Source organism: Halorussus sp. AFM4, from assembly GCF_051194995.1.
Lineage (GTDB): Archaea > Halobacteriota > Halobacteria > Halobacteriales > Haladaptataceae > Halorussus.
Genome location: NZ_JBNTJT010000002.1, coordinates 94,675 through 116,192 on the forward strand (window position 1 = coordinate 94,675; position 21,518 = coordinate 116,192).

The following is a 21,518-nucleotide window of genomic DNA, read 5'->3' on the forward strand; positions in this document are numbered from 1 at the left end:
TCAGGCCAGGTCGCGGGCGGCGTCGCGCCACTCGGCGACCCGCTCGCGGTCGAGGCCGAGCGAGTCGGCGACGTGCTCGGGGTCGGCGGTGGCGAGGCTCCGGACCGAGGTGACGCCGCCGTTGGCCAGGATCTCGGCCGTCCGCTCGTCGACGCCCGGGACGTCGGTCACCGGGTCGGGACGGCTCCGCTCGCGCCAGGCGGCCTCGGCGGCCTCGGCGGCCCCGCTGCCGTCGGTCGAGGCCTCCACCGGTGCGGACGTCTCGCCGGTCGGCGACCAGTCACCGTCGGTCGCGTCCGCACCGTCGGCGCTCTCGGACTCCCAGTCGCCGCTGCTCGCGGCGACCCACGCGCGCTCGTCGTCCTGGAGCCCGCGGACCTTCTCGGAGCGCTGTGCGAGCGAGTCGTCGTCCTCGTCGCTGCCGCCGAACGACCAGTGGAGGGAGTGCTCCTTGCGCAGGCGGGTGGCGACGCCGGGGTTGACGCCCGCGTCGATGAGCATCTCGTAGGAGACCTCCTTCTCGGGGAGACCCGTGGCGTCGAAGTCCGCGTCCGCCAGCACCTCCGCGGTCGCGGGACCGACGAAGTGGATGTCTGTCAGCTCCGTCACGCCGTCGGTCGGTTCGTCGTCGGGGGCATCGTCTTTGCTCACGGGGCGTCACCGGGTTAATTTCGGGGTCACACCGACGGGGCTTGAATGTTTTGCCCGGAGCGAAAGAGGTCGGTGCTACCCCCGTTCTCGCGACGATCGGGCGGCGAAACAGATACGGCAGTCACCTGCGAAGAGAACGACATGTACCGCCACGGCGACGTAGGGACCCCGGTGAACCGCCAGTTCGCGCGATCTGCGAACGCTCGGAGAGCGAGGCGGTGATGCCGGCGTGAGCCTCGACCTCCCCGCCAATCCGGTCCTCGTCCTCGTGGACTTCCAGCGCGGGTTCGAGGAGCCGTCGTGGGGGACGCGAAACAACCCCGACGCCGAGGAGCACGCGGTCGACCTGCTCGACGGGTGGCGCACGGCGGACCTCCCCGTGGTCCACGTGCGGCACGACTCGCGGGAGGCCGACTCCCCGCTCCGGCGCGACCGGGCGGGGTTCGCCTTCGCACCTGGCCTCGAACCCGCCGACGGCCGGGACGCGGAGATCGAGGTCGTCAAGCAGGTCAACGGCGCGTTCGTCGGCACCGACCTCGAACCGTGGCTCCGGGAGCGCGACTACGAGACGCTGGTCCTCGCGGGACTGACGACCGACCACTGCGTCTCGACCACGACCCGGATGGCCGAGAACCGCGGTTCGACCCGGTCGTCGCGGCGGACGCGACCGCGACCTTCGACCGGGAGGCACCCGACGGGACCGCGATATCCGCCGACGAGAGCCATCGGGTCGCCCTCGCGCACCTCGACGGCGAGTTCGCCCGCATCGCCGAGACCGACGACCTGCTGCGCGCCGTCGAGTGACGCACGCGCTCCGGTAGGCTTACGGCCCGACCGCAAGAATTGCCGGCCATGGTACGGACGCTCGACAGCATCGAGAGCATCGGCGTGGTCGGCGCGGGCACGATGGGCAGCGGCATCGCCCAGGTCGCGGCCCGGCACGGCTACGACGTGGTGATGCGCGACGTGGAGGAGGAGTTCGTCCAGCGCGGCTTCGACTCCATCGAGGACAGCCTCGACCGGTTCGTCTCGAAGGACGAACTGACCGAGGACGAGGCCGAGGAGACCGTCGAACGCATCACCGGGACGACCGACCTCGCGGACCTGGCTGACTGCGACGTCGTTGTCGAGGCCGCGGTCGAGGACATGGACATCAAGCGGGACATCTTCGCGGACCTCGACGAGGCAGTGCCCGACGACGTCGTGCTGGCGACCAACACCTCCACGCTCTCGATCACGACCATCGCGGCCGCCACGGAGCGAGAGGACCGCGTGGTCGGCCTCCACTTCATGAACCCCGTGCCGGTGATGAAGGGGGTCGAGGTGGTCGTCGGCGAGAAGACCGACGAGGACGTGGTGGAGTTCGCCCACGCGCTGGCCGAGGACCTCGGCAAGGAGACCTGGGAGTCCGACGACAAGCCCGGCTTCGTCACCAACCGCATCCTGATGCCCTGGATCAACGAGGGCATCCGGGCGTACGACGAGGGCGTCGCCAGCAAGGAGGACATCGACAAGGGGATGAAACTCGGCACCAACGTCCCGATGGGTCCGCTCGAACTCGCCGACCACATCGGGCTCGACATCTGCCTGGACGCCAGCGAGACGCTCCACGAGGAGCTCGGCGACCGCTACAAGCCGGCCTACCTGCTCAAGCGCAAGGTCGACGCCGGCGATCTGGGCAAGAAGACCGGCGAGGGCTTCTACGAGCACTGAACCGTCGGACGGGGCGCCGTTTTACCCTCGACCTGCTGACCCGGCCTGCGACAGAAACTATGAAAAGACTGACATCTATCGAATCGCTGCGTCGGGACGAATGCCCCCTGGATACGTCGTCCCCCTCGCCCTCGGAATCGTCGTCTACCTCTTCGCGGAGCGCATGGTCCACGTCCGTCGCTTCGGTCCGATCACGGACGGCGCCCGGTCGGCCGAGACCGGCGGGCTCGCGTTCCGCCTCCTCGGTCTGCTGCTGGTCGGCGTCGGGATCGTCGAGTTCGTCCAGACGTCGGTCCTGTCGTAGCCGCGACGGGTCGGACCGTTCGCCGGTTCACGACGGCGAGAACGGCTCGTCCTCCATCCGCGACCGCAGCTCGCCGATCTTCTCGCGCTCGACGTCGCCGGACTTGAACAGCTGGATGAGCCCCATCACCTCGGCCCGCGAGACCTTCACGTCGCCCTCCTCGACCGCGTCCTCGGGTCGCTCGAGGAGTTCGCGGCTGGTGCCGACCGCGAGCAGGTACGGGATGGCCCACGCCTCGAGGGTGTTGCCCTTCGACTCGGGCAGCACCTCGAGGTAGCGCTGGGCGTCGTCCATGTACCCGCGGGCGTGGCGGGTCACCCGCCGGATGACGCCGGCGACCGCGGTCCGGTTCTCCGGGTCGGTGACGTTCGACGGGTTGACCCCGCGCTCGCGCAGCCAGGCCGCCGGGAGGTAGACGTTGTTCTCCTCGCGGAAGTCGTCCGAGACGTCCTTGGCCACGTTGACCAGTTGGAGCAGCAGCGCGAAGCCGCGGGCGTTCGCCCGCAGCACCTCGGCCCGCCGGTCGTCGACGTCCTGGGCGAGCAGGTTGGTGATGAGCTCGCCGACCGTGCCGGCGGCGTACCAGCAGTACTCCTCGAGCTCCTCGATGGTGCCGATGCGGAGGCCGCCGTCGTCCTCGTAGCGCTCGACGAACTCCGCCATCCCCCTGACCAGTTCGCTAACCGGCGGGTAGATGGCCGACTGGGCGTGCTCGCCGAGCGACCGGAAGGTGGCGACGACGCGGGGCGACTCGGCGACCACCTCCCAGTCCTCGGCGTCGACCGCCTCGGCGTCGACCGTGTCCGCGTTGGCCGGGAGATGGGGCTCGACGGCCGCGCGGAACTCCTCGATGCTCGTCTCGTCGTCCGGGTCGAGCGCCCGGTCGTAGAGGGTCAGCAGGCGCGACTGGGCCTCCGGCGGGATGTGTCCGGCGTCCTCGACCGTGTCGGCGACGCGGCAGAGCAGGTAGCCGACGCAGATGTACGACGCCATCGGCTGCTCCAGCACGTCGATGGTGATGGCGAACGTTCGCGACACGCCCTGGACGGCGTCGAAACACCAGTCCAGGTCGGCGTCGGGGCGTTCGGTGAGCGACTCCGTATCCATTGACTTCTGGGTTCTATGGACGCGAGATTGAAAAGGTTGAGCAAATGCCTTAGGATTTACCGCCGTCGGGACCACACGCGGGGGACGCGGGGCTGTCCGGCGATCCGGTCGGCGTTCGCCCCGATTCGAGCGGTCCGGGACTGGTCGCCCACCCAACGCTTATTCCGACCCGTCGCGTCCGAGTACACATGATTCCGACACCAAAGGACGCCGCGAAGGTGCTCGTCGGCAAGCCGCTGGGCATCAAGGGGAACAGGCTCAACGTCGCCTCGTTCGTGATCCAGGCCGCGATCGCACTGAAGAACGGCAGGCCCACGCGGGCGTTCCTCCTGCTCGGGGCGGCCAGCGTCGCGCCCCGGCACCCCGCGGCGTCGTGGCTGCTGCAGGGCGCGCTCGCGGCCGACGACGTCCGCCGAAAGCTGTTCTGACCGCGCCCGGGCAGTTCGCCGGCTGAAGCGGCCGGGCCCGACGACCGTCTCCCGATTCAGACGTCCGCACCCGGCCCTGACGACCGCCTCCCGACCCGCCGCCGGGCTTCCCGGCCCACGGCGCCGGATTCGAAGGGAAAGCTAAAGGACGGCCTGGGTGCAAGTTTTGCCCATGGACTTCAGCCTCTCCGCCGAGCAGAAGCAGATCCGCGACATGGTCGCGGAGTTCGCCGACGAGGAGATCAAACCCCGCGCCGACGAGATCGACGAGACCGACGAGTTCCCCGCGGACCTCGTCGACGAGATGGCCGACCTCGGGCTGATGGGGATGCCGTTCCCCGAGGAGTACGGCGGGGCGGGGCTGGACTACCACTCGTACGCCATCGGGCTGGAGGAGATCTCGCGCGGATCGGGCGGCCTGGGGACGGTCGTGGCGGCCCACACCAGCCTCGCGGGCAACATGCTCTACGAGTTCGGCGACGAGGACCAGAAGCGGGAGTACCTCACGCCGCTCAGCCGCGGCGAGGACATCGGCGCGTTCGCGCTCTCGGAGGCCGGCGCGGGGTCGGACGTCCCCGCGATGGAGACCACCGCCGAGAGGGACGGCGACGAGTACGTCGTCAACGGCGGGAAGCTCTGGATCTCGAACGGCTCGGTCGCAGACACCGTCACCCTGTTCGCCAAGACCGACTCCGACGCCGGCAACAGGGGCATCTCGTCGTTCGTCGTCCGGCCCGAGGAGGACGACGGCTTCCACGTCGAGGGCACCGAGGACAAGCTCGGCGACAAGGGGTGTCCGACCGCAGAACTGCGGTTCGACGACATGCGCGTCCCAGAGGACCGCCTCATCGGCGAGGAGGGCCGCGGGTTCGTCCACGCGCTGAAGACGCTGAACGGCGGCCGCATCACCATCGCGGCCCGGTCCATCGGCATCGCGCGCGCCGCCCTGGAGGACGCCCTGGAGTACTCGCAGGACCGCGAGCAGTTCGACCAGCCCATCTCGGAGTTCCAGACGATCCAGCACAAGCTGGCCGACATGGACACCAAGGTCCAGGCCGCCAAGATGCTGATGCACCGCGCGGCCGACCGCAAGATGCGCGGCGAGGACTACATCAAGCACGCCGCCCAGGCGAAGCTCTACGCCTCGGAGGTCAGCCGCGAGGTCGCCAACGAGGGCATCCAGATCCACGGCGGCTACGGCTACACCAAGGACTTCCCGGCCGAGCGGTACTACCGCGACTCGAAGCTCAACGAGATATACGAGGGGACCAGCGAGGTGCTGCGGAACACCATCGCGAACGAGCTGCTGGACTGAGCGGAAGACGAGCCGCCTCGACGACGAGCCCTACTCCTCCACCTTCTCCCGCATCCACTCGAAGTGCTCCTCCACCCGGCGCTCGCCCGCCTCGGTCAGCGCGTAGGCGTCGTGGATGCCCTCGGTGCGCGTCTCGACGAACCCCTTGTCCGCCAGGGATTCGAGTGCGCCGTAGAACGACTTCGAGTCGATGCGGGCGCCGTAGTGGTCCTCCAGCCGGGTCTTGAGCGACTGGCCGCGGAGCGGTCCGTCGTCGTACAGCAGGACGCAGAGGTCGCGGCGCCGGCCGCTCTGGAGCCATCGGGTCATGGTCGACCACTCTCGCCGGGCCACCACGACGTTTGCGCTTCGACTGCGGACTGGATGTAGTGAGTGGGAGGCCCGACCACGACTGGGAACGCTCGACCGAACAACCGTCACTGCAAACGCTCTACCACATTTCTGCCACGGGGGACTGAAAGGAACCGCCCGGTCGCGACCGGGCGGGGGATTTATAAAATGGATACGACGCTGTGATCGTCCGTCCGACTCGCTGTTCCAGTGCGTAGCGACGAACCGGTACCTTCGACTGTCGCCGCTCCGAAGCCACGCCCATGACCGAGCAGGAGGCCGAAAGCGAGGGCGTCACCGCGCGGTACTACGAGACCGACGACGAGCGCGTCCTGGAGTTCGACCGCGAGGGCGCGACCGCGGCGATCGCCCAGAACGTCGAGGGGTACGCGATGCTGAAGGTCCGGCCGAGCGTCGACGGCGACGAGCTCGAACGCTACTACGGGTTCGACATGGCGCTTGACCACGCCGCCGAACTGCTGGGCGTCTCGCCGCACGACCTGCCGGTTCCCGACGCCGCAGAGGACATGGGGATGTGATCGGTCCGTCGCCGGGTCGACCGGCCCCGGCTAGTACACAACATCTATCCCGAGCGCGGCCCCAGTTGGTCGCATGACCGAGTACACCACCGTCTCGATTCCGAAGGACCTCGCGGACCGCGTGGACGAGACCATCGAGGGGACCAGCTTCTCCAGCACCAGCGACCTGGTGCGGTTCCTGCTCCGGAGCATCGTCATCCAGCACCAGAAGGAGGGCCAGCTGACGGAGTCGGAGTTCGAGGAGATAACGGGCCAGCTCCGCGAGCTCGGATACCTGGAGTAGCGGCGCCGTTCGGGCGAGCGCCGGCGATCAGGCCAGCGACTCCGCGGGCGGCTCGGCGTCGACGACCTCCAGCGGCTGGCGGCGGCCCGAGCGGTCGAACGCCGCCAGCGACGAGTCGTCCCACGGCGGGACCGCGACGAGTATCGCCTCGTGGAGGTCGTCGGTCTTCGCGACCTCGAGGTTACCCCTGGGGTGGGAGACGAACCGGCCCTGTGTCTGGCCGGCCGGGACCGACAGGTCGACGCCGAACACGGCGGTCAGCGACTTGCCGGCGTCCGGCGGGTAGAAGTGGGTGAACACCGGGGTCTCCGGCGCCAGGTCCTCGATACCTTCCAGCTCGGCGGCGGGCGTGACGGCGAGCGAGATCGTGACCTCGTCCGGTTCGGCCTCCGCGGCGAAGTCCAGTAACACGTTCACCAGGCCCCGGGTTGCGTACACCACACCCGCCCTTGGAGGCGTCCGCGTTTAACCGTACTGCCCCGTCGACGGCGATCGGCGGGGCCCAGTCGTGGCGAGTGGTAACTGTTTTCAGGGGTGCGATAGTCGTCTGACTTACGTCAGACGCAAAAATGTCTCGTAAAATATAGAATATTTTATACTACCATAGCTATTACCAATTGGTGTGATGGCTGAAACCGACCTGACCACGTACCTGAAGGAGAATCCGCGGATGATGGGCGTCCTGTTCACGATGCTGCTGCTGCTCACGCAAGCGGGGAACGCGGCGGCAGGGATGTACGCGACGACGGCAGGACCCTAAATTAGAGACTAGAGAAATCGATCTCCCTGCTCCAGGTGAACTCTCCGTCTACGATTACCGGTACGTTCTCAAGAGTCAAGAATGTTCTTAGCTCCGCCTTTGAAAGCGTATACGTGTCTATATCTCCGGAGACGAGATGTGACTTGTTCTCGTCACCAAGAACAGACGTAGTTATCGCACCGATCCCTTTGCTGTCTGATAAATAACTCGTAGTAGTGAGTTCGTACTCTTCTTTCCCGGTTTCAAGCCGACAAAGAACAGCGATTCCACTCTCTGTCTGAACGATATCAACGTTCCCGTCGCCGACCACGATGTACTGGTTCCCGACGATACTGCGGGTTTTAGCGATGTTCAGCGCCGCCCGGAGCGGGAACCCTCGGTTCAGCAGCCGGACCATCGTCTTGCCGACCCGGACCGCGCCGCTGTTGATGACGTCGCTGAGCGTGACGACGCCGCCGACGCTGCCCGCGTCGATGAGCGCCATCCCCTGGTCGTAGGACTGGCAGGCGTTCAGCATGAACGCCTCGGCGCCGACCGCGTCGACGTCGGCCGCGTCGAGGTGGCCGTCGGCGCACTCGAAGCCCCGGTCGTCGATGTGACCGATGTAGTGGAGGAACGCCGTCTCCTCTGCGAGCACCTCGCGGAGCCGGTCGGTCGTGAGGTCGCGGTGGACCGTCACGTCGAACGGGAGCGACTCGCGGGAGCCGTACACCTCCGCGGCGATGTCGCGCTCCTCGCCCATCGCGGTGTCGTTGCAGACGACCGCGATCTCGATGTCGCCGGCGTCGGTCTCCTGGTCGAGTCGGTTGCGGAACGCGGTCGTGGTGGCCTTGCTGGCGTCGACCGGCGCGTGGTCGCCGAGCCACGCCTGCTCGACCGAATCGGTGCGCTCCGGTTCGACCACCGGGACGCTCTCGCTCGACTCGGCCGTGCTCCGGGTGAACTCGCCGCCGTCGGTCACAGTCCCGTCGCGCGCGATGCCGGCGACCGCCGGGTTCGAGCTGCTCGCCGCGGTCCGACGGGTGTCCGGCGTCCGGACGACCGCCAGGTCGTCGACGAGGAACGGCAGCGACGAGACGTTCTCGGCCGCCGGGTCGACGTGGGTCGTCAGCTTCCACGTCGGCACGTGGTCGGCCACCACCTCGAACGGGACCGAGAGGTACGCCTCCAGGCGCTCGGCCAGCGACCGGTCGTAGAGGTCGGCGAAGTCGAGGTCGACCAGCGGCTCGACCGCCTCGCGCTCGTGGAGCTCGACCGGGTAGTACCCCTCGGTCCGGGTGATGCAGTCGAGGAAGAACGTCTGCTGGAGCGTCCGGGCGACCGTCTCCTCGTACCCCTGCGGGCCGTCGAGGGGGTACTCGAACCCCTCGTCGGTGACGATCCGGGGCGCGCCGCCCGGCACCAGCTCCGCGCCGAGGTAGAACGCGAGCGGCGCGGCCACGTAGGCCCGGCGGCGTTCGGCCGGCAGTTCGACGCGGACGCCGGTGTCGGGGGCGTCGAGGTCGTCCGGAACGCGGAGCTCGTCGCCGAGCTCGAGCAGCGGCGGGTGGCCCCGGAGGGTCGGGAACGACCGCTCGGGCGAGGTGGTCTTCAGCGCCGACCCGAACGTCGAGAGCGCGGCCATCACGTCGCGGGGGTCCTCGGTGGTGGTGACGGTCGCCGCGGGCCGCTCGTGGTGGGACCGCGCGCCGACCCGCACCGTCGTCTCGCCCCCGAACCCGAACCGGATCCCGTCGTCGCTCGCGGTCACCGACAGCGGCCCGTCGACCGCGAGGTACAGCTTCATCGGCGCGCAGAGCTCGATGTCGTAGGCGCCGGCCGGCAGCTGCCGGTCGACGCCGGGGTTCACCTGGAGCAGCATCTCGCCGTCGGCGTCCCGGACGTACGCCGCGACGAACGTCGGCAGTTCCACGGCGGCGGTCTCGATCGACACCGCCTCGTCGACCGGGAACCGGAAGGCACCCGGGTCGGCGGCCGTCGGCGAGACGCTCGTCGACGTCCGGAGCGCGTACGTGCGGCGCTCGATGCGGTCCCGGATCTCGACGCCGCGGCGTCCGGTCGTCGGGTCGAACGAGAGGCTCACGGCCCCACCTCCCGGCGTTTCGAGTCCGAGTCCACCCCTCGGAGGAGATGCATATCTTCTCGTTTACGGCGACACTCCAAAAATTTATCGCCGCGTCGGACGCGGAGATTAGAGCGGCCGCTACCGCTGGAACAGGAGACGCAGGCTCTGGGCGTAGAGTTTCGGCGCCGCCCGTCGCGATCCGTCGAGGGCGTCGGCCAGCGCGCGCGCCGCGTCGTCGGACACGCCCCGCCCGTGCCCGACCAGGACGCGCTCGGGGCGGAGCCCGCGCAGCGCCGACGGCGGCGTCAGCCGCAGCATCGGGTGGACGCCGAGCCGCTCGCCGGGCGTCGTGAAGTACGGCGCGTTGCCGACGCTCTCCGGGACGACCAGCGTCCCCGACCGGTCGTCGTAGAGCGCCGCCTCCTCCCAGCCGAACGCGTCGAGCACCTCCAGGACCCGGTAGTCGGTACCCGGCAGCACGTCGTCGAACCGACGGAGGTCGGCGCTCATCTCCTCGACATCGTCGAACCACGCGGGCACGTACACCGGGACGTCGTGGCGGCGCGCGACGGCGTCGGCGTCGCGGTAGTGGCGGTTCAGCAGGACGACGACGCCCGCCACGTCGCCGAACTCCCCGAGCAGGTCGTCGACGCCGGGCGCGTCGACGGGGTCGATCACCCAGACCCCCGCGTCGGTCGCGAGCGCGTGGCTGGCCCGGAGCATCGTCTCGTTCGGGTGGGCGATCCAGCCCACGCCGCCGTCCCACCGGTCGATCTCCTCGTAGTCGGTCGCGGGCTGTGACTTCTTCATCGGCATGCCCGGCGCTACGGGGTCGAGTCACAAAATCCCCACCGACGGGCGAAGCAGTGGGCGAGAACCGGGACCGACGGGTTCGGCGACGGGGACGCGGCCGTCGCGAACCGGAGGTTTCGCGCACGGGTGGGGATTTCTCGCACGGGGTTTAAGCGCCGGGCGCGCGTACGACGGGACCATGCTCTCGGGGTTGCGATGGCTGGCGCTCGAAGCGAAGCACCTCGACCGCGCGCGGGAGTTCTACGCGACGCACCTCGACCTGCCGGTGGCCCGCGAGGGCGGCGGCGAGGTGGTCCTCGAGGCCGGCGAGACCGACCTCGTCCTCCGCGAACCCGGCGGGGTGCCCCGCGGCGGGGTCCACACCCACTACGCGTTCGCCGCGCCGCCGGACCGCTACCGGGCGTGGTACGACCGGCTCGCCCCGTCGTTCGACCTCACGGAGTTCGACTTCGGCGGCGCGAAGTCGTTGTACTTCTACGACCCCGACGGGAACTGCGTCGAGATCGGCGGCGTCGGCGAGGGCGACGCCGACATCACCAGGGTGTTCGAGATCGTCCTCGAAGTCGAGGACCTCCCGCGCGCCGAGTCGCTGTACCGGTCGCTGGGCTTCGAGGTGGTCGACCGCGGCGACCAGCGCCGCCGGGTCCGGCTCGGCGGACCGGTGGATCTCGAGCTCTGGGAGCCCCACCTGGGCATCGCCGACGCCCGCGGCGGCCTCCACGTCGACGTGGGGTTCGCGGCCGACGACCCGGCCGCGGCGGCCGAGGCGGTCCGCGACCGGGCGTGCGCCGTGGAGGAACTCGACGACGGCGTGCGCGTGCGCGACCCGGACGGCCACTACCTCACGTTCCGGTAGTCGGTCCCGGCGAGGGCGACGACGGAGTCGGCCCGAGCGGTGACGCGTCTGGCGCAGCCCTCTCGGGGTAGTCGGACTGGCGGTCCCCGTCCCGGGTGGTCAAGCTCTCTCGGCGACGACGGGCGACCGCGCGGAGCGTCCGGTCGGTCTTCCTCGCGCTTTCGCACGTAAACCTTCCCAGCAAGAGCGTCGGCTTGCGGCCGCGAGTCGCGGCGGCCGTCTCAGAGCCGGTCGGTGTCCACGCTCACGTCGGCGGGCGTCACGATGAGGAACTCCCGGAAGTGGATGAGGTTGCCGCCGCGCTCCTTGACGCGGGGCGCGAGGTCGGCCGCCAGCTCCGCCAGTTCCCCCTCGATGGCCAGCACGAGGACGTCGCCGCGGTCGATGACCTCGAACCACTCGCGCTCGTCGGTCTCGCCGTTCAACTCCCCCAGCACGATGCGTCGGTCGCTCTGCTCGCGGTCGGTGTCGCCGTCGTCTATCTCCTTCTCGACGGTCTGGAGGTCGAGGTCGAAACTGCCCATACGCGCTCGCTCGCACTCCCCCGGCAAAGTCCTTGCCCCCGACGGTCGGCCGGGAGCCGTGACCCTCCCGCCGGAATCGCGTGTCGGTCAGTCTTCGTACTCGCGCTTGAACCCGCGGAACTCCGTGCGGTGGGCCTCCTCGTCGGCGAGGATGGTCACCGCGATGTCCTCGGTCACCGGGTCGTCGTCGCCGGCGGCCGTGATGAGCGAGCGGTACGTCTCGATGGCGTCCTCCTCGGCGTCGAGCACGCCGTTGATGACCGACAGCACGTCGGTGCTGTCCTCGGGCGGCTGGAGGCTCTCCTGGCGGGCCTCGAAGTCGTAGGACGCCGGCGGGCGCTCGTCGAGCTGCTTGAGCCGCTGGCCGAGCATCTCGGCGTGACCCAGCTCCTCCTGGATGTCGGCCTCGAGGCTCTCCTTGACCTCCTCGGCGCTCACGCCGTCGAGCACGATGGAGTTGGTCAGGTAGTTCATCACCGTCTCGATCTCGTCGCTGTAGGCCTTCTTGAGCAGGTCCGTGACCTCTTGCGTCGTCATACCGGCGGTACTTCGTCCGCCAGCCACCTTACTGTTGTTGCTGTAGCAGTTTCGGCCCGGGACGCTCTGGTCTCCAGTCGGGCTCGGGTCCCACCGAGCGACCGGCGGTCAGCTCTGCGCCCGAGTATATTCCGGGAGAGAATGTTGAAAATCAACGGTTCGACGAGAGAACGATGTTACTGTTCGGCGTCGGAGTATAAGGTCAACTTAGGTCATACGAAGAATGATAGGCCGTTTCAGTCGTGCGGTTTTGCGATCTGCCGGGTCGTCTTCGGACGGTCGTCGCCGCCGGGCCGTCTGTCTCAGCGACACGCTTAAATACGAGAAGGTGGCCAGGACGGGATACGATGTCCGACAACGACATTGGTTCGTCCGGTACCAGCCGGGCGGGTCGAGTTCTTCGACGGCACGTTAGCTACTGAGACCGAGTTCGAGTCCGCGCGGGTCTTCGACACGACCCTGCGCGACGGCGAACAGGCTCCCCGCACCTCCTTCTCCTACGACGAGAAGCGCACCATCGCCGACGCCCTCGACCGGATGGGAACCCACGTCATCGAGGCCGGGTTCCCCGTCAACTCCGACGCCGAGTTCGAGGCCGTCAGCGACATCGCCGCCAGCACCACGACGACCACCTGCGGGCTGGCCCGCGTGGTCGACAAGGACGTGGAGGCCGCCATCGACTCCGGCGTCGAGATGGTCCACGTCTTCGCCTCGACCAGCGACGTCCAGATCCAGGACTCGATGCACGCCACCCGCGAGGAGGTCGTCGAGCGGTCGGTGCAGGCGGTCGAGCGGGTGAAGGAGGCGGGCGTCACAGCGATGTTCTCGCCGATGGACGCCACCCGGACCGACGAGGAGTACCTGGCGACGGTCGTCGAGGCCGTCTCCGAGGCCGGCGTCGACTGGATCAACATCCCCGACACCTGCGGGGTCGCGACGCCGACCCGGTTCGCCGACCTCGTCCGCTTCGTCGGCGACCACACCGACGCCCGCATCGACGTCCACACCCACGACGACTTCGGGATGGCGACGGCGAACGCCATCGCCGGCTTCGAGGCCGGGGCCGACCAGGCCCAGGTCTCGGTCAACGGCATCGGCGAGCGGGCCGGCAACGCGGCCTACGAGGAGGTCGTGATGTCGGTCGAGTCGGTGTACGGCGTCGATACCGGCATCGACACCACCGGCATCGCCGACATCTCGGCCATCGTCGAGGAGTACAGCGACGTCCCGGTGCCGGCGAACAAGCCCGTCACCGGCGACAACGCGTTCGCCCACGAGTCCGGCATCCACGCCGCGGGCGTCATCGAGAACTCCGACACGTTCGAGCCGGGCGTGATGACCCCCGAGATGGTCGGCGCCGAGCGGGAGTTCGTGCTGGGCAAGCACACCGGCGCGAACTCGGTCCGCAAGCGCCTCGAGGACTGCGGGTTCGCCCCGACCGACGCCGAGGTCCGGGAGGTGACCCGCCGGGTCAAGGACTACGGCGCGGAGAAGAACCGCGTCACGGTCGCCGACCTGGAGCGGTTCGCCCGCGAGGTGGGCGTGGCCCGCGAGGAATCGGAGGTCCGCGCCTGATGCCGACCGCCGGATTCGCCCCGCCCGACCAGCCGCGCGCGGCGGCCGGGCCCCGCGGCAGTCGACCGGGCCGACGCGGTACTTACCGCCGCTTCCGCGGCGCGGGCCGAGGCGTCTCCGGCGGCGCGGCACACCATCGACCGTCGCGCAAGGGTTGCCACGCGGGAAAGGATTATGAACGTCGGGGTCGGTACGTACCCAGTAACGATGCGACAGTCAACCACTGCCACCGGCGCGAGTTGTCTCGCGCCCAGCGAGCGACCGGGCGCGGCCAGCCCGGCCGACGCGAGCAGTGCGACTGTCGAGCGCGCGATTATTGTAGGGGCTTGAGCCCCTACACCACCACTTCTCCGACCCGACGTTCCGCATCGTCTCCAGACCGACCAGCGCGCGCTCGACCAACCGTGACACGCACAAAAACGACACCCCAGGACGCACAGCCAGCAGAGTATCGACGACCGACGGCTTCGGGAGGTGACCGCCGTGAGTGAGTCCGCGCCGCGGCGCCGGACCGATTCCGAAGCCGCCGACGCCGAGGAGTCCTCGACCGAGGCGGCGGCTGACGACGCACGCACCGAGCTCGAGACCGACGAGACGGGGGTCCAGACCGGCGCCGAGTCGGTCGTGACCGCGCTCGAGAACGCGGGCGCCGAGACCCTGTTCGGCGTCCAGGGCGGCGCCATCATGCCCGTCTACGACGCGGTGTTCGACTCGCCGCTCCGCCACGTCATGATGGCCCACGAGCAGGGCGCGGCCCACGCCGCCGACGCCTACGGTATCGTCTCGGGCACGCCGGGCGTCTGCCTGGCCACGTCCGGGCCGGGCGCGACCAACCTCGTGACCGGCATCGCCGACGCGAGCATGGACTCGGACCCGGTGGTCGCGCTCACCGGCCAGGTGCCGACCGAGTTCGTCGGCAACGACGCGTTCCAGGAGACCGACACCACCGGCATCACCGCGCCCATCACCAAGACCAACTACTTCGCGGACCGCGCCGACACGGTCGGCGACGTGGTGGGCGAGGCGTTCGCCTACTCGGCGTCCGGCCGGCCGGGCCCGACGCTCGTCGACCTGCCGAAGGACGTGACCCAGGCCGAGACCGACCGCGAGCCCGGCGAGGCGACAACCCCCGACACCCACCGGCCGCAGACCGAGGCCGACGCCGAGTCGGTCCGCGCGGCCGCGCGCACGCTCGAACGCGCGGACAAGCCCGTCATCCTGGCGGGCGGCGGCGTCCTCAAGGGCGAGGCCAGCGAGGAGCTCCGGGCGTTCGCCCGCCGGTACGAGATCCCGGTCGCGACCTCGATGCCAGCGGTCGGGACGTTCCCCGAGGACGACGACCTGGCGATGGAGATGGTCGGCATGCACGGCACCGGCTACGCCAACATGGCGATCACCCACTGCGACGTCATGCTGGCGGTCGGCACCCGGTTCGACGACCGGCTCACCGGCGGCGTCGAGACGTTCGCGCCCGACGCCGAGGTGCTGCACGTCGACATCGACCCGGCCGAGATCTCGAAGAACGTCCACGCCGACGTCCCGGTGATCGGCGACGCGGGGACGGTCCTGGAGCAGCTGGACGACGCGATGGGCCGCGAGACCGGGGCCGAGCCCGACGCCATCGCGGACGGCTACCGGGAGTGGCGCGAGCAGTGCCGCGAGTGGAAGGTCGAGTACCCGATGGACTACGCCACGCCCGACGACGAGCCGCTCAAGCCGCAGTTCGTCGTCGAGGCCATCGACGAGGCCACCGGCGACGACACCATCGTCACGACCGGCGTGGGCCAGCACCAGATGTGGGCGGTCCAGTACTGGACCTACACCCAGCCCCGGACGTGGGTCTCCTCCCACGGCCTGGGCACGATGGGGTACGGCCTGCCGGCCGCCATCGGCGCCCGGTTCGCCGCGGACGAAGACCAGCAGGTCGTCTGCTTCGAGGGCGACGGCTCGTTCCTGATGACCATCCAGGAGCTGTCGGTCGCGGTCCGCGAGGACCTGGACATCACCGTGGCGGTGCTCAACAACGAGTACATCGGGATGGTCCGCCAGTGGCAGGACGCCTTCTACGACGGCCGCCACTCGGCCTCCGAGTACTCGTGGTGCCCCGAGTTCGAGCCGCTGGCCGAGGCGTTCGGCGCCCAGGGCTACACCGTCTCGGACTACGACGAGGTCGCCGACACCGTCGAGGCCGCGCTGGCGTACGACGGCCCGTCGGTCATCGACTTCCGCATCGACCCCGCCGCGAACGTCTACCCGATGGTGCCCAGCGGCGGCGACAACGGCAAGTTCGCCCTGTCGGAGGACCAGCTATGAGCTCCGAACACGAGAGCGGCGACGGCGCGAGCGCGAGCGACGGGCTCGCCGGCCCGCGGCCCGAGGAGCGCCCCGAGCCCGAGGGCCGGCGGAACAAGCACGGCGTCCGCATCGACCCCGAGGTCGAGGCCGAGCAGGAGACCCGGACCGCGGTCGTCTCCGCGCTGGTCGAACACGAGCCGGGCGTGCTGGCGAAGGTGTCCGGGCTGTTCTCCCGCCGGCAGTTCAACATCGAGAGCCTGACGGTCGGGCCGACGACGGTCGACGGCCACGCCCGCATCACGCTGGTCGTCGAGGAGACCGACGCCGGCATCGACCAGGTGAAGAAGCAGGTCGCGAAGCTCCGGCCCGTCATCCAGGTGGGCGAGCTCGACGACGACGCGGTCCAGGCCGAGCTGGTGCTGCTGAAGGTCCGGGGCGACGAGCCGGACAAGGTCCACGCCATCACCCAGATGTACGAGGGCCAGACGCTCGACGCCGGCCCCCGGACCATCACGGTCCAGATCACCGGCGAGCAGGACAAGATCGACGACGCCATCGACGCGTTCCGGCAGTTCGGCATCATCGAGATCGCCCGGACCGGCCAGACCGCGCTGGCCCGGGGCGACACGCCGACCACGCCCGGCGAGGAGCCGGGCCACGCCAAGGAGAGCGAGGAATCGGACGACGAGGAGCCCGAGCAGGTCGAGACAGGAACGTACGACGACTGAACGACGACAGACACACTCACGACGACACATGACCGAGAACGACGAATTCAACACGACAGTGTACTACGACGACGACGCGGACGACTCGTACCTCGACGGAAAGACCGTAGCCGTGCTGGGCTACGGGAGCCAGGGCCACGCCCACGCCCAGAACCTCGCGGACAGCGGGGTCGACGTGGTCGTCGGCCTCCGGGAGGACTCCTCGTCCCGGGACGCCGCCCGCGAGGACGGCCTGGACGTGGCGACGCCGAAGGAGGCCGCGGGCCGGGCCGACGTCGTGTCGGTACTCGTGCCCGACACGGTCCAGCCCGCGGTGTACGCCGACATCGAGGACGAGCTCGAGGCCGGCGACACGCTCCAGTTCGCCCACGGGTTCAACATCCACTACGGCCAGATCGAACCGCCCGAGGACGTCGACGTGACGATGATCGCGCCGAAGTCCCCGGGCCACCTCGTCCGGCGCAACTACGAGAGCGGCGAGGGCACGCCCGGCCTGCTCGCGGTGTACCGCGACGCCACGGGCGACGCCAAGCAGGAGGCGCTGGCCTACGGGAAGGCCATCGGGTGCACGCGCGCGGGCGTAGTCGAAACTACGTTCCGCGAGGAGACCGAGACCGACCTGTTCGGCGAGCAGGCGGTGCTCTGCGGGGGCATCACCGAGCTCATCAAGGTCGGCTACGAGACCCTGGTCGACGCGGGGTACAGCCCCGAGATGGCCTACTTCGAGTGCCTGAACGAGATGAAGCTCATCGTCGACCTGATGTACGAGGGCGGGATGCGCGAGATGTGGGACTCGGTCTCGGACACCGCCGAATACGGCGGGCTGACCCGCGGCCCCGAGATCATCGACGACGACGTGCGCGAGAACATGGAGGTCGCGCTCGAGGAGGTCCAGAACGGCGAGTTCGCCCGGGAGTGGATCGCCGAGAACCAGACCGGCCGCCCGGTGTACCGCCAGCACAAGCAGCGGGACATCGAGCACGACATCGAGGACGTGGGCGCCCGGCTCCGCGCGCTGTTCGCGTGGGCCGAAGACGAGGGGACCGAGGAATCGACCGAGGACGACGAGTCCGAGAGAGTGCGAGCCGACGACTGAGACAATGAACCGAACAGAACGACGCGACGCGACCGAACCGGACGACCCGATCACCGAGCGCGCAGCCGAGCCGATGCGCGACGTGAGCCACACCCACCCGCACGCCGCCCGCGGCACCGTCAACCGGCCCTTCGAGCGCGGGCCGGTCGTCGCCGCGGACGGGGGTGAGAGGAACGCAGTTCCTCGAACGTCGGAAGACGAGCGGAGCGAGTCCTCCGGAAGTAAGCGGGAGGCCTACGACCCCGAGGGAGAGGTGGACGAAGAGAACGAGGCCGCCGACCGGATGAAGGACGTGAGCCACACCCCGCCGCACGACGACGGCGAGAGCGCGGACCGCGTCTTCGAGCGGGGCGGCGAGTACCGGGCCGTAGAGTCCGAAGAGTGAGACAGTAGCGATGCACGTACGAACTGATTTCTCCGACGCAGCGACGAACAGAGGCGTCTCCGGCGCGGTGCCGAGAGACGAAGTTACCGACGCGGCGACGAACGCGGGGTGGTCCGCGTGAGCGAGCGCACCCTGTACGACAAGGTGTGGGACCGCCACAAGGTCACCGAACTGCCGACCGGCCAGGACCAGCTGTTCGTTGGCCTCCACCTCATCCACGAGGTCACCAGCCCGCAGGCGTTCGGCATGCTCCGGGAGCGCGACCTCGAGGTCGCCTACCCCGAGCGCACCCACGCCACCGTCGACCACATCGTCCCGACCGCCGACCGCGAGCGCCCCTACGAGGGCGCGGCCGAGGAGATGATGGCCGAGCTCGAGGAGAACGTCCGGGAGGCCGGCATCGAGTTCTCCAGCCCGGACACCGGCGATCAGGGCATCGTCCACGTCATCGGCCCGGAGCAGGGGATGACCCAGCCCGGGATGACCATCGTCTGCGGCGACAGCCACACCTCGACCCACGGCGCGTTCGGCGCGCTCGCCTTCGGCATCGGCACCTCCCAGATCCGGGACGTGCTCGCCACCGGCACCGTGGCGATGGAGAAGCAGAAGGTCCGCAGGCTCCGGGTCACCGGCGAGCTCGGCGAGGGCGTCGAGGCCAAGGACGTCATCCTCCAGATCATCCGGAAGCTCGGGACCGACGGCGGCGTCGGCTACGTCTACGAGTACGCGGGCGAGGCCGTCGAGAGCCTCGGCATGGAGGGCCGGATGAGCATCTGCAACATGTCCATCGAGGGCGGCGCCCGGGCGGGGTACGTCAACCCCGACGAGACCACCTACGAATGGCTCCGGGAGACCGACGCCTTCGCGGACGATCCCGAGAAGTTCGAGCGACTCAAGCCCTACTGGGAGTCCATCAGGTCCGACGACGACGCGGTCTACGACGACGAGGTCGTCATCGACGGCGACGCGCTCGAACCGATGGTGACCTGGGGCACCACGCCCGGCCAGGGCGTCGGCGTCACCGAGCCGATCCCCGCTCCCGAGGAGCTGCCGGCGGACAAGCAGGACACCGCCCGGCGCGCCCAGGAGCACATGCGGGTCGAGCCCGGCGACACGATGGAGGGCTACCAGATCGACGTCGCCTTCCTGGGCTCGTGCACCAACGCCCGCCTGCCGGACCTCCGGCGGGCCGCCCGGGTCGTCGCGGGCCGCGAGGTCCACGACGACGTGCGGGCGATGGTCGTCCCCGGCAGCCAGCGCGTGAAGGCCGCCGCCGAGGCCGAGGGCCTCGACGAGGTCTTCCGCGAGGCCGGCTTCGAATGGCGGGGCGCGGGCTGCTCGATGTGCCTCGGCATGAACGACGACCAGCTGGAGGGCGACGAGGCCTCGGCGTCGTCGTCTAACCGCAACTTCGTCGGCCGGCAGGGCAGCAAGGAGGGTCGGACCGTCCTCATGAACCCCCGGATGGTCGCCGCCGCCGCGGTCGAGGGCGAGGTGACCGACGTCCGGGAGCTGCCCGAGACCGACGTCGCCGACTCGGAGGTGACCGAGGTATGAGCGGACAGACCACCGAGACCGAGATCGAGACCGTCGAGCGGGTCTCGGGCACCGGCATCCCGCTCCGGGGCAACGACATCGACACCGACCAGATCATCCCCGCCCGGTACCTGAAGGCGGTGACCTTCGACGGCCTGGGCCAGTTCGTCTTCCAGGACCAGCGGTTCACCGACGACGACGAGCCCAAGGACCACCCGTTCAACGAGGACCGGTTCCGGGACGCCTCGGTGCTGGTCGTCAACGCCAACTTCGGCTGCGGCTCCTCGCGCGAGCACGCCCCGCAGGCGCTGATGCGCTGGGGCATCGACGCCATCGTCGGCGAGAGCTTCGCCGAGATCTTCGCGGGCAACTGCCTGGCGCTCGGGATCCCGACGGTCACCGCGAGCCAGGACGAGATCGAGGCGCTCCAGGACTACGTCGACGACCATCCTGACGCCGAGATCGACGTCGACGTGGCCGCCGAGACCGTCACCTACGACGACCGGGAGATCGACGCCACGGTCGACGACGCCCAGCGCAAGGCGCTGGTCGAGGGCGTCTGGGACACCACCGCGCTGCTGAAGTCCAACGCCGAGTCGGTCGCCGCGACCGCGGCCGACCTGCCGTACGTGGAGGAGGCCGAATGACCGACGACCCCGAGCAGATCGCCGTGATCCCCGGCGACGGCATCGGCCGGGAGGTCACCGCCGCGGCCCGCGAGGTGCTGGAGGCGGTCGGCCCCGACTTCGCGTTCGCCGAGGCCGAGGCCGGCGACGCCGTGAAGGAGCGCACCGGCGAGGCCCTGCCCGACGAGACCCGCCAGCTCGCGGCGAGCGCCGACGCGACGCTGTTCGGCGCGGCGGGCGAGACCGCGGCCGACGTCATCATCCCGCTCCGGCGGGCGGTCGAGTCGTTCGCCAACGTCCGGCCGGTCCGGGCCTACCCCGGCGTCGACGCGCCGAACCCCGACACCGACCTAGTGTTCGTCCGGGAGAACACGGAGGGCGTCTACGCGGGCCACGAGTCCGAGATTGCGCCCGGCGTAACGACGCTGACACGGGTCGTTACCGAGTCGGCGTCCGAGGAAATCGCGCGTTACGGATTCGAGTACGCCGCCGAGCGCGGATTAGGCGTGACGATAGCTCACAAGGCGAACGTGATGCGGACCACCGACGGTTTGTTCCTCGAGACCGCGCGCCGGGTCGGCGAGGGGTACGACGTGCCGACCGACGACGCGCTGATGGACGCGCTGGCGATGCATCTGGTCCAGCGCCCCGAGGACTACGACGTCGTCGTCTGTCCCAACCTCGCCGGCGACATGCTGTCGGACCTCGCGGCCGGCCTCGTCGGCGGCCTGGGCCTGCTGCCGAGCGCGAACGTCGGCGAGGAGCGCGCGCTGTTCGAGCCGGTCCACGGCACCGCGCCCGACATCGCCGGCGAGGGCGTCGCGAACCCGAGCGCCGCGATCCTGTCGGCGGCGATGCTGCTGGAGTACCTGGGCTACGACGACGCCGGCCAGCGCGTCCGCGCGGCCGTGGAGTCGGTGCTGGCGTCGGGGCCCCACACCCCGGACCTCGGCGGCGACGCGACGACGAGCGACGTGACCGAGGCGGTGCTGGCGGAGCTCTGAGTCGGCGCGCACTCGGACGCGCCGTCGACCGTCGCTGTTCGCCGGCTC

The 21,518-nt window shown here is 69.6% G+C and carries 24 protein-coding genes and 1 pseudogene; 17 read left to right on the forward strand and 8 right to left on the reverse strand.

The annotated features are described in order from the left end of the window. Positions 1-651 carry a helix-hairpin-helix domain-containing protein gene (locus ACQUQF_RS08710; RefSeq protein WP_435177829.1) on the reverse strand — a complete coding sequence of 217 codons (651 nt, stop codon included), beginning with the start codon at positions 649-651 and terminating at the stop codon, positions 1-3. A gap of 229 nt (positions 652-880) precedes the next feature. On the opposite strand from ACQUQF_RS08710, the pseudogene ACQUQF_RS08715 reads away from it, so the two are divergent. The 3 genes and pseudogenes from ACQUQF_RS08715 (at position 881) to ACQUQF_RS08725 (ending at position 2,668) form a co-directional block, all read left to right on the forward strand. Next, positions 881-1,455 (forward strand): annotated as a pseudogene (locus tag ACQUQF_RS08715) (cysteine hydrolase family protein). Between the two features lie 48 nt (positions 1,456-1,503). Continuing rightward, a complete protein-coding gene (locus ACQUQF_RS08720) occupies positions 1,504-2,364 on the forward strand; it encodes a 3-hydroxyacyl-CoA dehydrogenase family protein (RefSeq protein ID WP_435177831.1) in 861 nt (286 codons plus the stop codon). A 100-nt stretch (positions 2,365-2,464) separates the two neighbouring features. Further along, positions 2,465-2,668 (forward strand): hypothetical protein, encoded by a 204-nt coding sequence (locus ACQUQF_RS08725; RefSeq protein ID WP_435177833.1) that lies wholly within the window; start codon positions 2,465-2,467, stop codon positions 2,666-2,668. Between the two features lie 27 nt (positions 2,669-2,695). Here the strand turns inward: ACQUQF_RS08725 and ACQUQF_RS08730 are convergent, their stop codons facing one another. After that, positions 2,696-3,775, reverse strand: a complete 1,080-nt coding sequence (locus ACQUQF_RS08730; protein ID WP_435177835.1) for a phytoene/squalene synthase family protein — start codon at positions 3,773-3,775, stop codon at positions 2,696-2,698. A 188-nt stretch (positions 3,776-3,963) separates the two neighbouring features. On the opposite strand from ACQUQF_RS08730, the gene ACQUQF_RS08735 reads away from it, so the two are divergent. Together ACQUQF_RS08735 and ACQUQF_RS08740 are read left to right on the forward strand one after the other, a co-directional pair. Beyond that, a complete protein-coding gene (locus ACQUQF_RS08735) occupies positions 3,964-4,203 on the forward strand; it encodes a hypothetical protein (protein ID WP_435177837.1) in 240 nt (79 codons plus the stop codon). A gap of 172 nt (positions 4,204-4,375) precedes the next feature. Further along, positions 4,376-5,518: an acyl-CoA dehydrogenase gene (locus ACQUQF_RS08740; RefSeq protein WP_435177839.1), complete on the forward strand. Its 1,143-nt coding sequence runs from the start codon at positions 4,376-4,378 to the stop codon at positions 5,516-5,518. A gap of 30 nt (positions 5,519-5,548) precedes the next feature. On the opposite strand, the gene ACQUQF_RS08745 is transcribed toward ACQUQF_RS08740, so the two are convergent. Further along, on the reverse strand, positions 5,549-5,827 hold the full coding sequence (locus ACQUQF_RS08745; RefSeq protein WP_435177841.1) for a helix-turn-helix transcriptional regulator: 279 nt from the start codon (positions 5,825-5,827) through the stop codon (positions 5,549-5,551). A 284-nt stretch (positions 5,828-6,111) separates the two neighbouring features. Between ACQUQF_RS08745 and ACQUQF_RS08750 the strand changes: the two genes are divergently transcribed. Next, positions 6,112-6,387: a DUF7111 family protein gene (locus tag ACQUQF_RS08750; RefSeq protein ID WP_435177843.1), complete on the forward strand. Its 276-nt coding sequence runs from the start codon at positions 6,112-6,114 to the stop codon at positions 6,385-6,387. A 73-nt stretch (positions 6,388-6,460) separates the two neighbouring features. After that, entirely contained in the window at positions 6,461-6,670 is a 210-nt protein-coding gene (locus ACQUQF_RS08755) for a ribbon-helix-helix domain-containing protein (protein ID WP_115796150.1), read from the forward strand. A 27-nt stretch (positions 6,671-6,697) separates the two neighbouring features. Here ACQUQF_RS08755 and ACQUQF_RS08760 read toward each other — a convergent pair whose 3' ends face one another. Further along, positions 6,698-7,111, reverse strand: a complete 414-nt coding sequence (locus tag ACQUQF_RS08760) for a hypothetical protein (protein WP_435177845.1) — start codon at positions 7,109-7,111, stop codon at positions 6,698-6,700. Positions 7,112-7,295: 184 nt separating this feature from the next. Here ACQUQF_RS08760 and ACQUQF_RS08765 point away from each other — a divergent pair, with 184 nt between their 5' ends. After that, positions 7,296-7,430 carry a DUF7503 family protein gene (locus ACQUQF_RS08765; protein WP_435177847.1) on the forward strand — a complete coding sequence of 45 codons (135 nt, stop codon included), beginning with the start codon at positions 7,296-7,298 and terminating at the stop codon, positions 7,428-7,430. Between the two features lies 1 nt (position 7,431). On the opposite strand, the gene ACQUQF_RS08770 is transcribed toward ACQUQF_RS08765, so the two are convergent. Both ACQUQF_RS08770 and ACQUQF_RS08775 read right to left on the reverse strand, forming a co-directional pair. Further along, the gene (locus ACQUQF_RS08770; RefSeq protein ID WP_435177849.1) at positions 7,432-9,513 is read right to left on the reverse strand and encodes a hypothetical protein; all 2,082 of its coding nucleotides are present in this window, start codon (positions 9,511-9,513) and stop codon (positions 7,432-7,434) included. 120 nt (positions 9,514-9,633) lie between these two features. Further along, positions 9,634-10,311, reverse strand: a complete 678-nt coding sequence (locus ACQUQF_RS08775) for a hypothetical protein (protein ID WP_435177851.1) — start codon at positions 10,309-10,311, stop codon at positions 9,634-9,636. A gap of 175 nt (positions 10,312-10,486) precedes the next feature. On the opposite strand from ACQUQF_RS08775, the gene ACQUQF_RS08780 reads away from it, so the two are divergent. Beyond that, positions 10,487-11,164 carry a VOC family protein gene (locus ACQUQF_RS08780; protein ID WP_435177853.1) on the forward strand — a complete coding sequence of 226 codons (678 nt, stop codon included), beginning with the start codon at positions 10,487-10,489 and terminating at the stop codon, positions 11,162-11,164. Positions 11,165-11,385: 221 nt separating this feature from the next. On the opposite strand, the gene ACQUQF_RS08785 is transcribed toward ACQUQF_RS08780, so the two are convergent. Continuing rightward, positions 11,386-11,688: a DUF5779 family protein gene (locus ACQUQF_RS08785; RefSeq protein ID WP_435177855.1), complete on the reverse strand. Its 303-nt coding sequence runs from the start codon at positions 11,686-11,688 to the stop codon at positions 11,386-11,388. An 87-nt stretch (positions 11,689-11,775) separates the two neighbouring features. Continuing rightward, positions 11,776-12,225, reverse strand: coding sequence for a ferritin-like domain-containing protein (locus tag ACQUQF_RS08790; protein WP_435177857.1), 450 nt, complete (start codon positions 12,223-12,225; stop codon positions 11,776-11,778). A gap of 363 nt (positions 12,226-12,588) precedes the next feature. Between ACQUQF_RS08790 and ACQUQF_RS08795 the strand changes: the two genes are divergently transcribed. From ACQUQF_RS08795 to ACQUQF_RS08830, 8 genes are all read left to right on the forward strand, one after another. Beyond that, positions 12,589-13,800 (forward strand): LeuA family protein, encoded by a 1,212-nt coding sequence (locus ACQUQF_RS08795; RefSeq protein WP_435177859.1) that lies wholly within the window; start codon positions 12,589-12,591, stop codon positions 13,798-13,800. A 483-nt stretch (positions 13,801-14,283) separates the two neighbouring features. After that, positions 14,284-16,113, forward strand: coding sequence for a biosynthetic-type acetolactate synthase large subunit (ilvB, locus tag ACQUQF_RS08800; protein ID WP_435177861.1), 1,830 nt, complete (start codon positions 14,284-14,286; stop codon positions 16,111-16,113). Beyond that, complete coding sequence (gene ilvN / locus ACQUQF_RS08805) at positions 16,110-16,823, forward strand: acetolactate synthase small subunit (RefSeq protein ID WP_435177863.1); 714 nt, start codon at positions 16,110-16,112, stop codon at positions 16,821-16,823. Before ilvB ends, ilvN begins: the two co-directional genes overlap by 4 nt. A gap of 28 nt (positions 16,824-16,851) precedes the next feature. Further along, a complete protein-coding gene (gene ilvC, locus ACQUQF_RS08810; protein WP_435177865.1) occupies positions 16,852-17,919 on the forward strand; it encodes a ketol-acid reductoisomerase in 1,068 nt (355 codons plus the stop codon). Between the two features lie 4 nt (positions 17,920-17,923). Next, positions 17,924-18,304, forward strand: coding sequence for a hypothetical protein (locus ACQUQF_RS08815; protein ID WP_435177867.1), 381 nt, complete (start codon positions 17,924-17,926; stop codon positions 18,302-18,304). Between the two features lie 117 nt (positions 18,305-18,421). After that, a complete protein-coding gene (gene leuC / locus ACQUQF_RS08820; protein ID WP_435177869.1) occupies positions 18,422-19,861 on the forward strand; it encodes a 3-isopropylmalate dehydratase large subunit in 1,440 nt (479 codons plus the stop codon). Next, a complete protein-coding gene (gene leuD / locus ACQUQF_RS08825) occupies positions 19,858-20,487 on the forward strand; it encodes a 3-isopropylmalate dehydratase small subunit (RefSeq protein WP_435177871.1) in 630 nt (209 codons plus the stop codon). The genes leuC and leuD overlap by 4 nt, the downstream gene beginning before the upstream one ends. Next, positions 20,484-21,470: an isocitrate/isopropylmalate dehydrogenase family protein gene (locus ACQUQF_RS08830; protein WP_435177873.1), complete on the forward strand. Its 987-nt coding sequence runs from the start codon at positions 20,484-20,486 to the stop codon at positions 21,468-21,470. The genes leuD and ACQUQF_RS08830 overlap by 4 nt, the downstream gene beginning before the upstream one ends. Positions 21,471-21,518 lie beyond the last annotated feature (48 nt).

Coding starts and splice junctions, on each gene's coding strand:
- ACQUQF_RS08730 (WP_435177835.1), bottom strand. CDS start 3,775: ATGGATACGGAGTCGCTCACCGAACGCCCCGACGCCGACCTGGACTGG.
- ACQUQF_RS08755 (WP_115796150.1), top strand. CDS start 6,461: ATGACCGAGTACACCACCGTCTCGATTCCGAAGGACCTCGCGGACCGC.
- ACQUQF_RS08785 (WP_435177855.1), bottom strand. CDS start 11,688: ATGGGCAGTTTCGACCTCGACCTCCAGACCGTCGAGAAGGAGATAGAC.
- ACQUQF_RS08720 (WP_435177831.1), top strand. CDS start 1,504: ATGGTACGGACGCTCGACAGCATCGAGAGCATCGGCGTGGTCGGCGCG.
- ACQUQF_RS08750 (WP_435177843.1), top strand. CDS start 6,112: ATGACCGAGCAGGAGGCCGAAAGCGAGGGCGTCACCGCGCGGTACTAC.
- ACQUQF_RS08735 (WP_435177837.1), top strand. CDS start 3,964: ATGATTCCGACACCAAAGGACGCCGCGAAGGTGCTCGTCGGCAAGCCG.
- ACQUQF_RS08790 (WP_435177857.1), bottom strand. CDS start 12,225: ATGACGACGCAAGAGGTCACGGACCTGCTCAAGAAGGCCTACAGCGAC.
- leuD (WP_435177871.1), top strand. CDS start 19,858: ATGAGCGGACAGACCACCGAGACCGAGATCGAGACCGTCGAGCGGGTC.
- ilvN (WP_435177863.1), top strand. CDS start 16,110: ATGAGCTCCGAACACGAGAGCGGCGACGGCGCGAGCGCGAGCGACGGG.
- ACQUQF_RS08775 (WP_435177851.1), bottom strand. CDS start 10,311: ATGCCGATGAAGAAGTCACAGCCCGCGACCGACTACGAGGAGATCGAC.
- ACQUQF_RS08745 (WP_435177841.1), bottom strand. CDS start 5,827: ATGACCCGATGGCTCCAGAGCGGCCGGCGCCGCGACCTCTGCGTCCTG.
- ACQUQF_RS08830 (WP_435177873.1), top strand. CDS start 20,484: ATGACCGACGACCCCGAGCAGATCGCCGTGATCCCCGGCGACGGCATC.
- ACQUQF_RS08765 (WP_435177847.1), top strand. CDS start 7,296: ATGGCTGAAACCGACCTGACCACGTACCTGAAGGAGAATCCGCGGATG.
- ACQUQF_RS08740 (WP_435177839.1), top strand. CDS start 4,376: ATGGACTTCAGCCTCTCCGCCGAGCAGAAGCAGATCCGCGACATGGTC.
- ilvC (WP_435177865.1), top strand. CDS start 16,852: ATGACCGAGAACGACGAATTCAACACGACAGTGTACTACGACGACGAC.
- ACQUQF_RS08725 (WP_435177833.1), top strand. CDS start 2,465: ATGCCCCCTGGATACGTCGTCCCCCTCGCCCTCGGAATCGTCGTCTAC.
- ACQUQF_RS08815 (WP_435177867.1), top strand. CDS start 17,924: ATGAACCGAACAGAACGACGCGACGCGACCGAACCGGACGACCCGATC.
- ACQUQF_RS08780 (WP_435177853.1), top strand. CDS start 10,487: ATGCTCTCGGGGTTGCGATGGCTGGCGCTCGAAGCGAAGCACCTCGAC.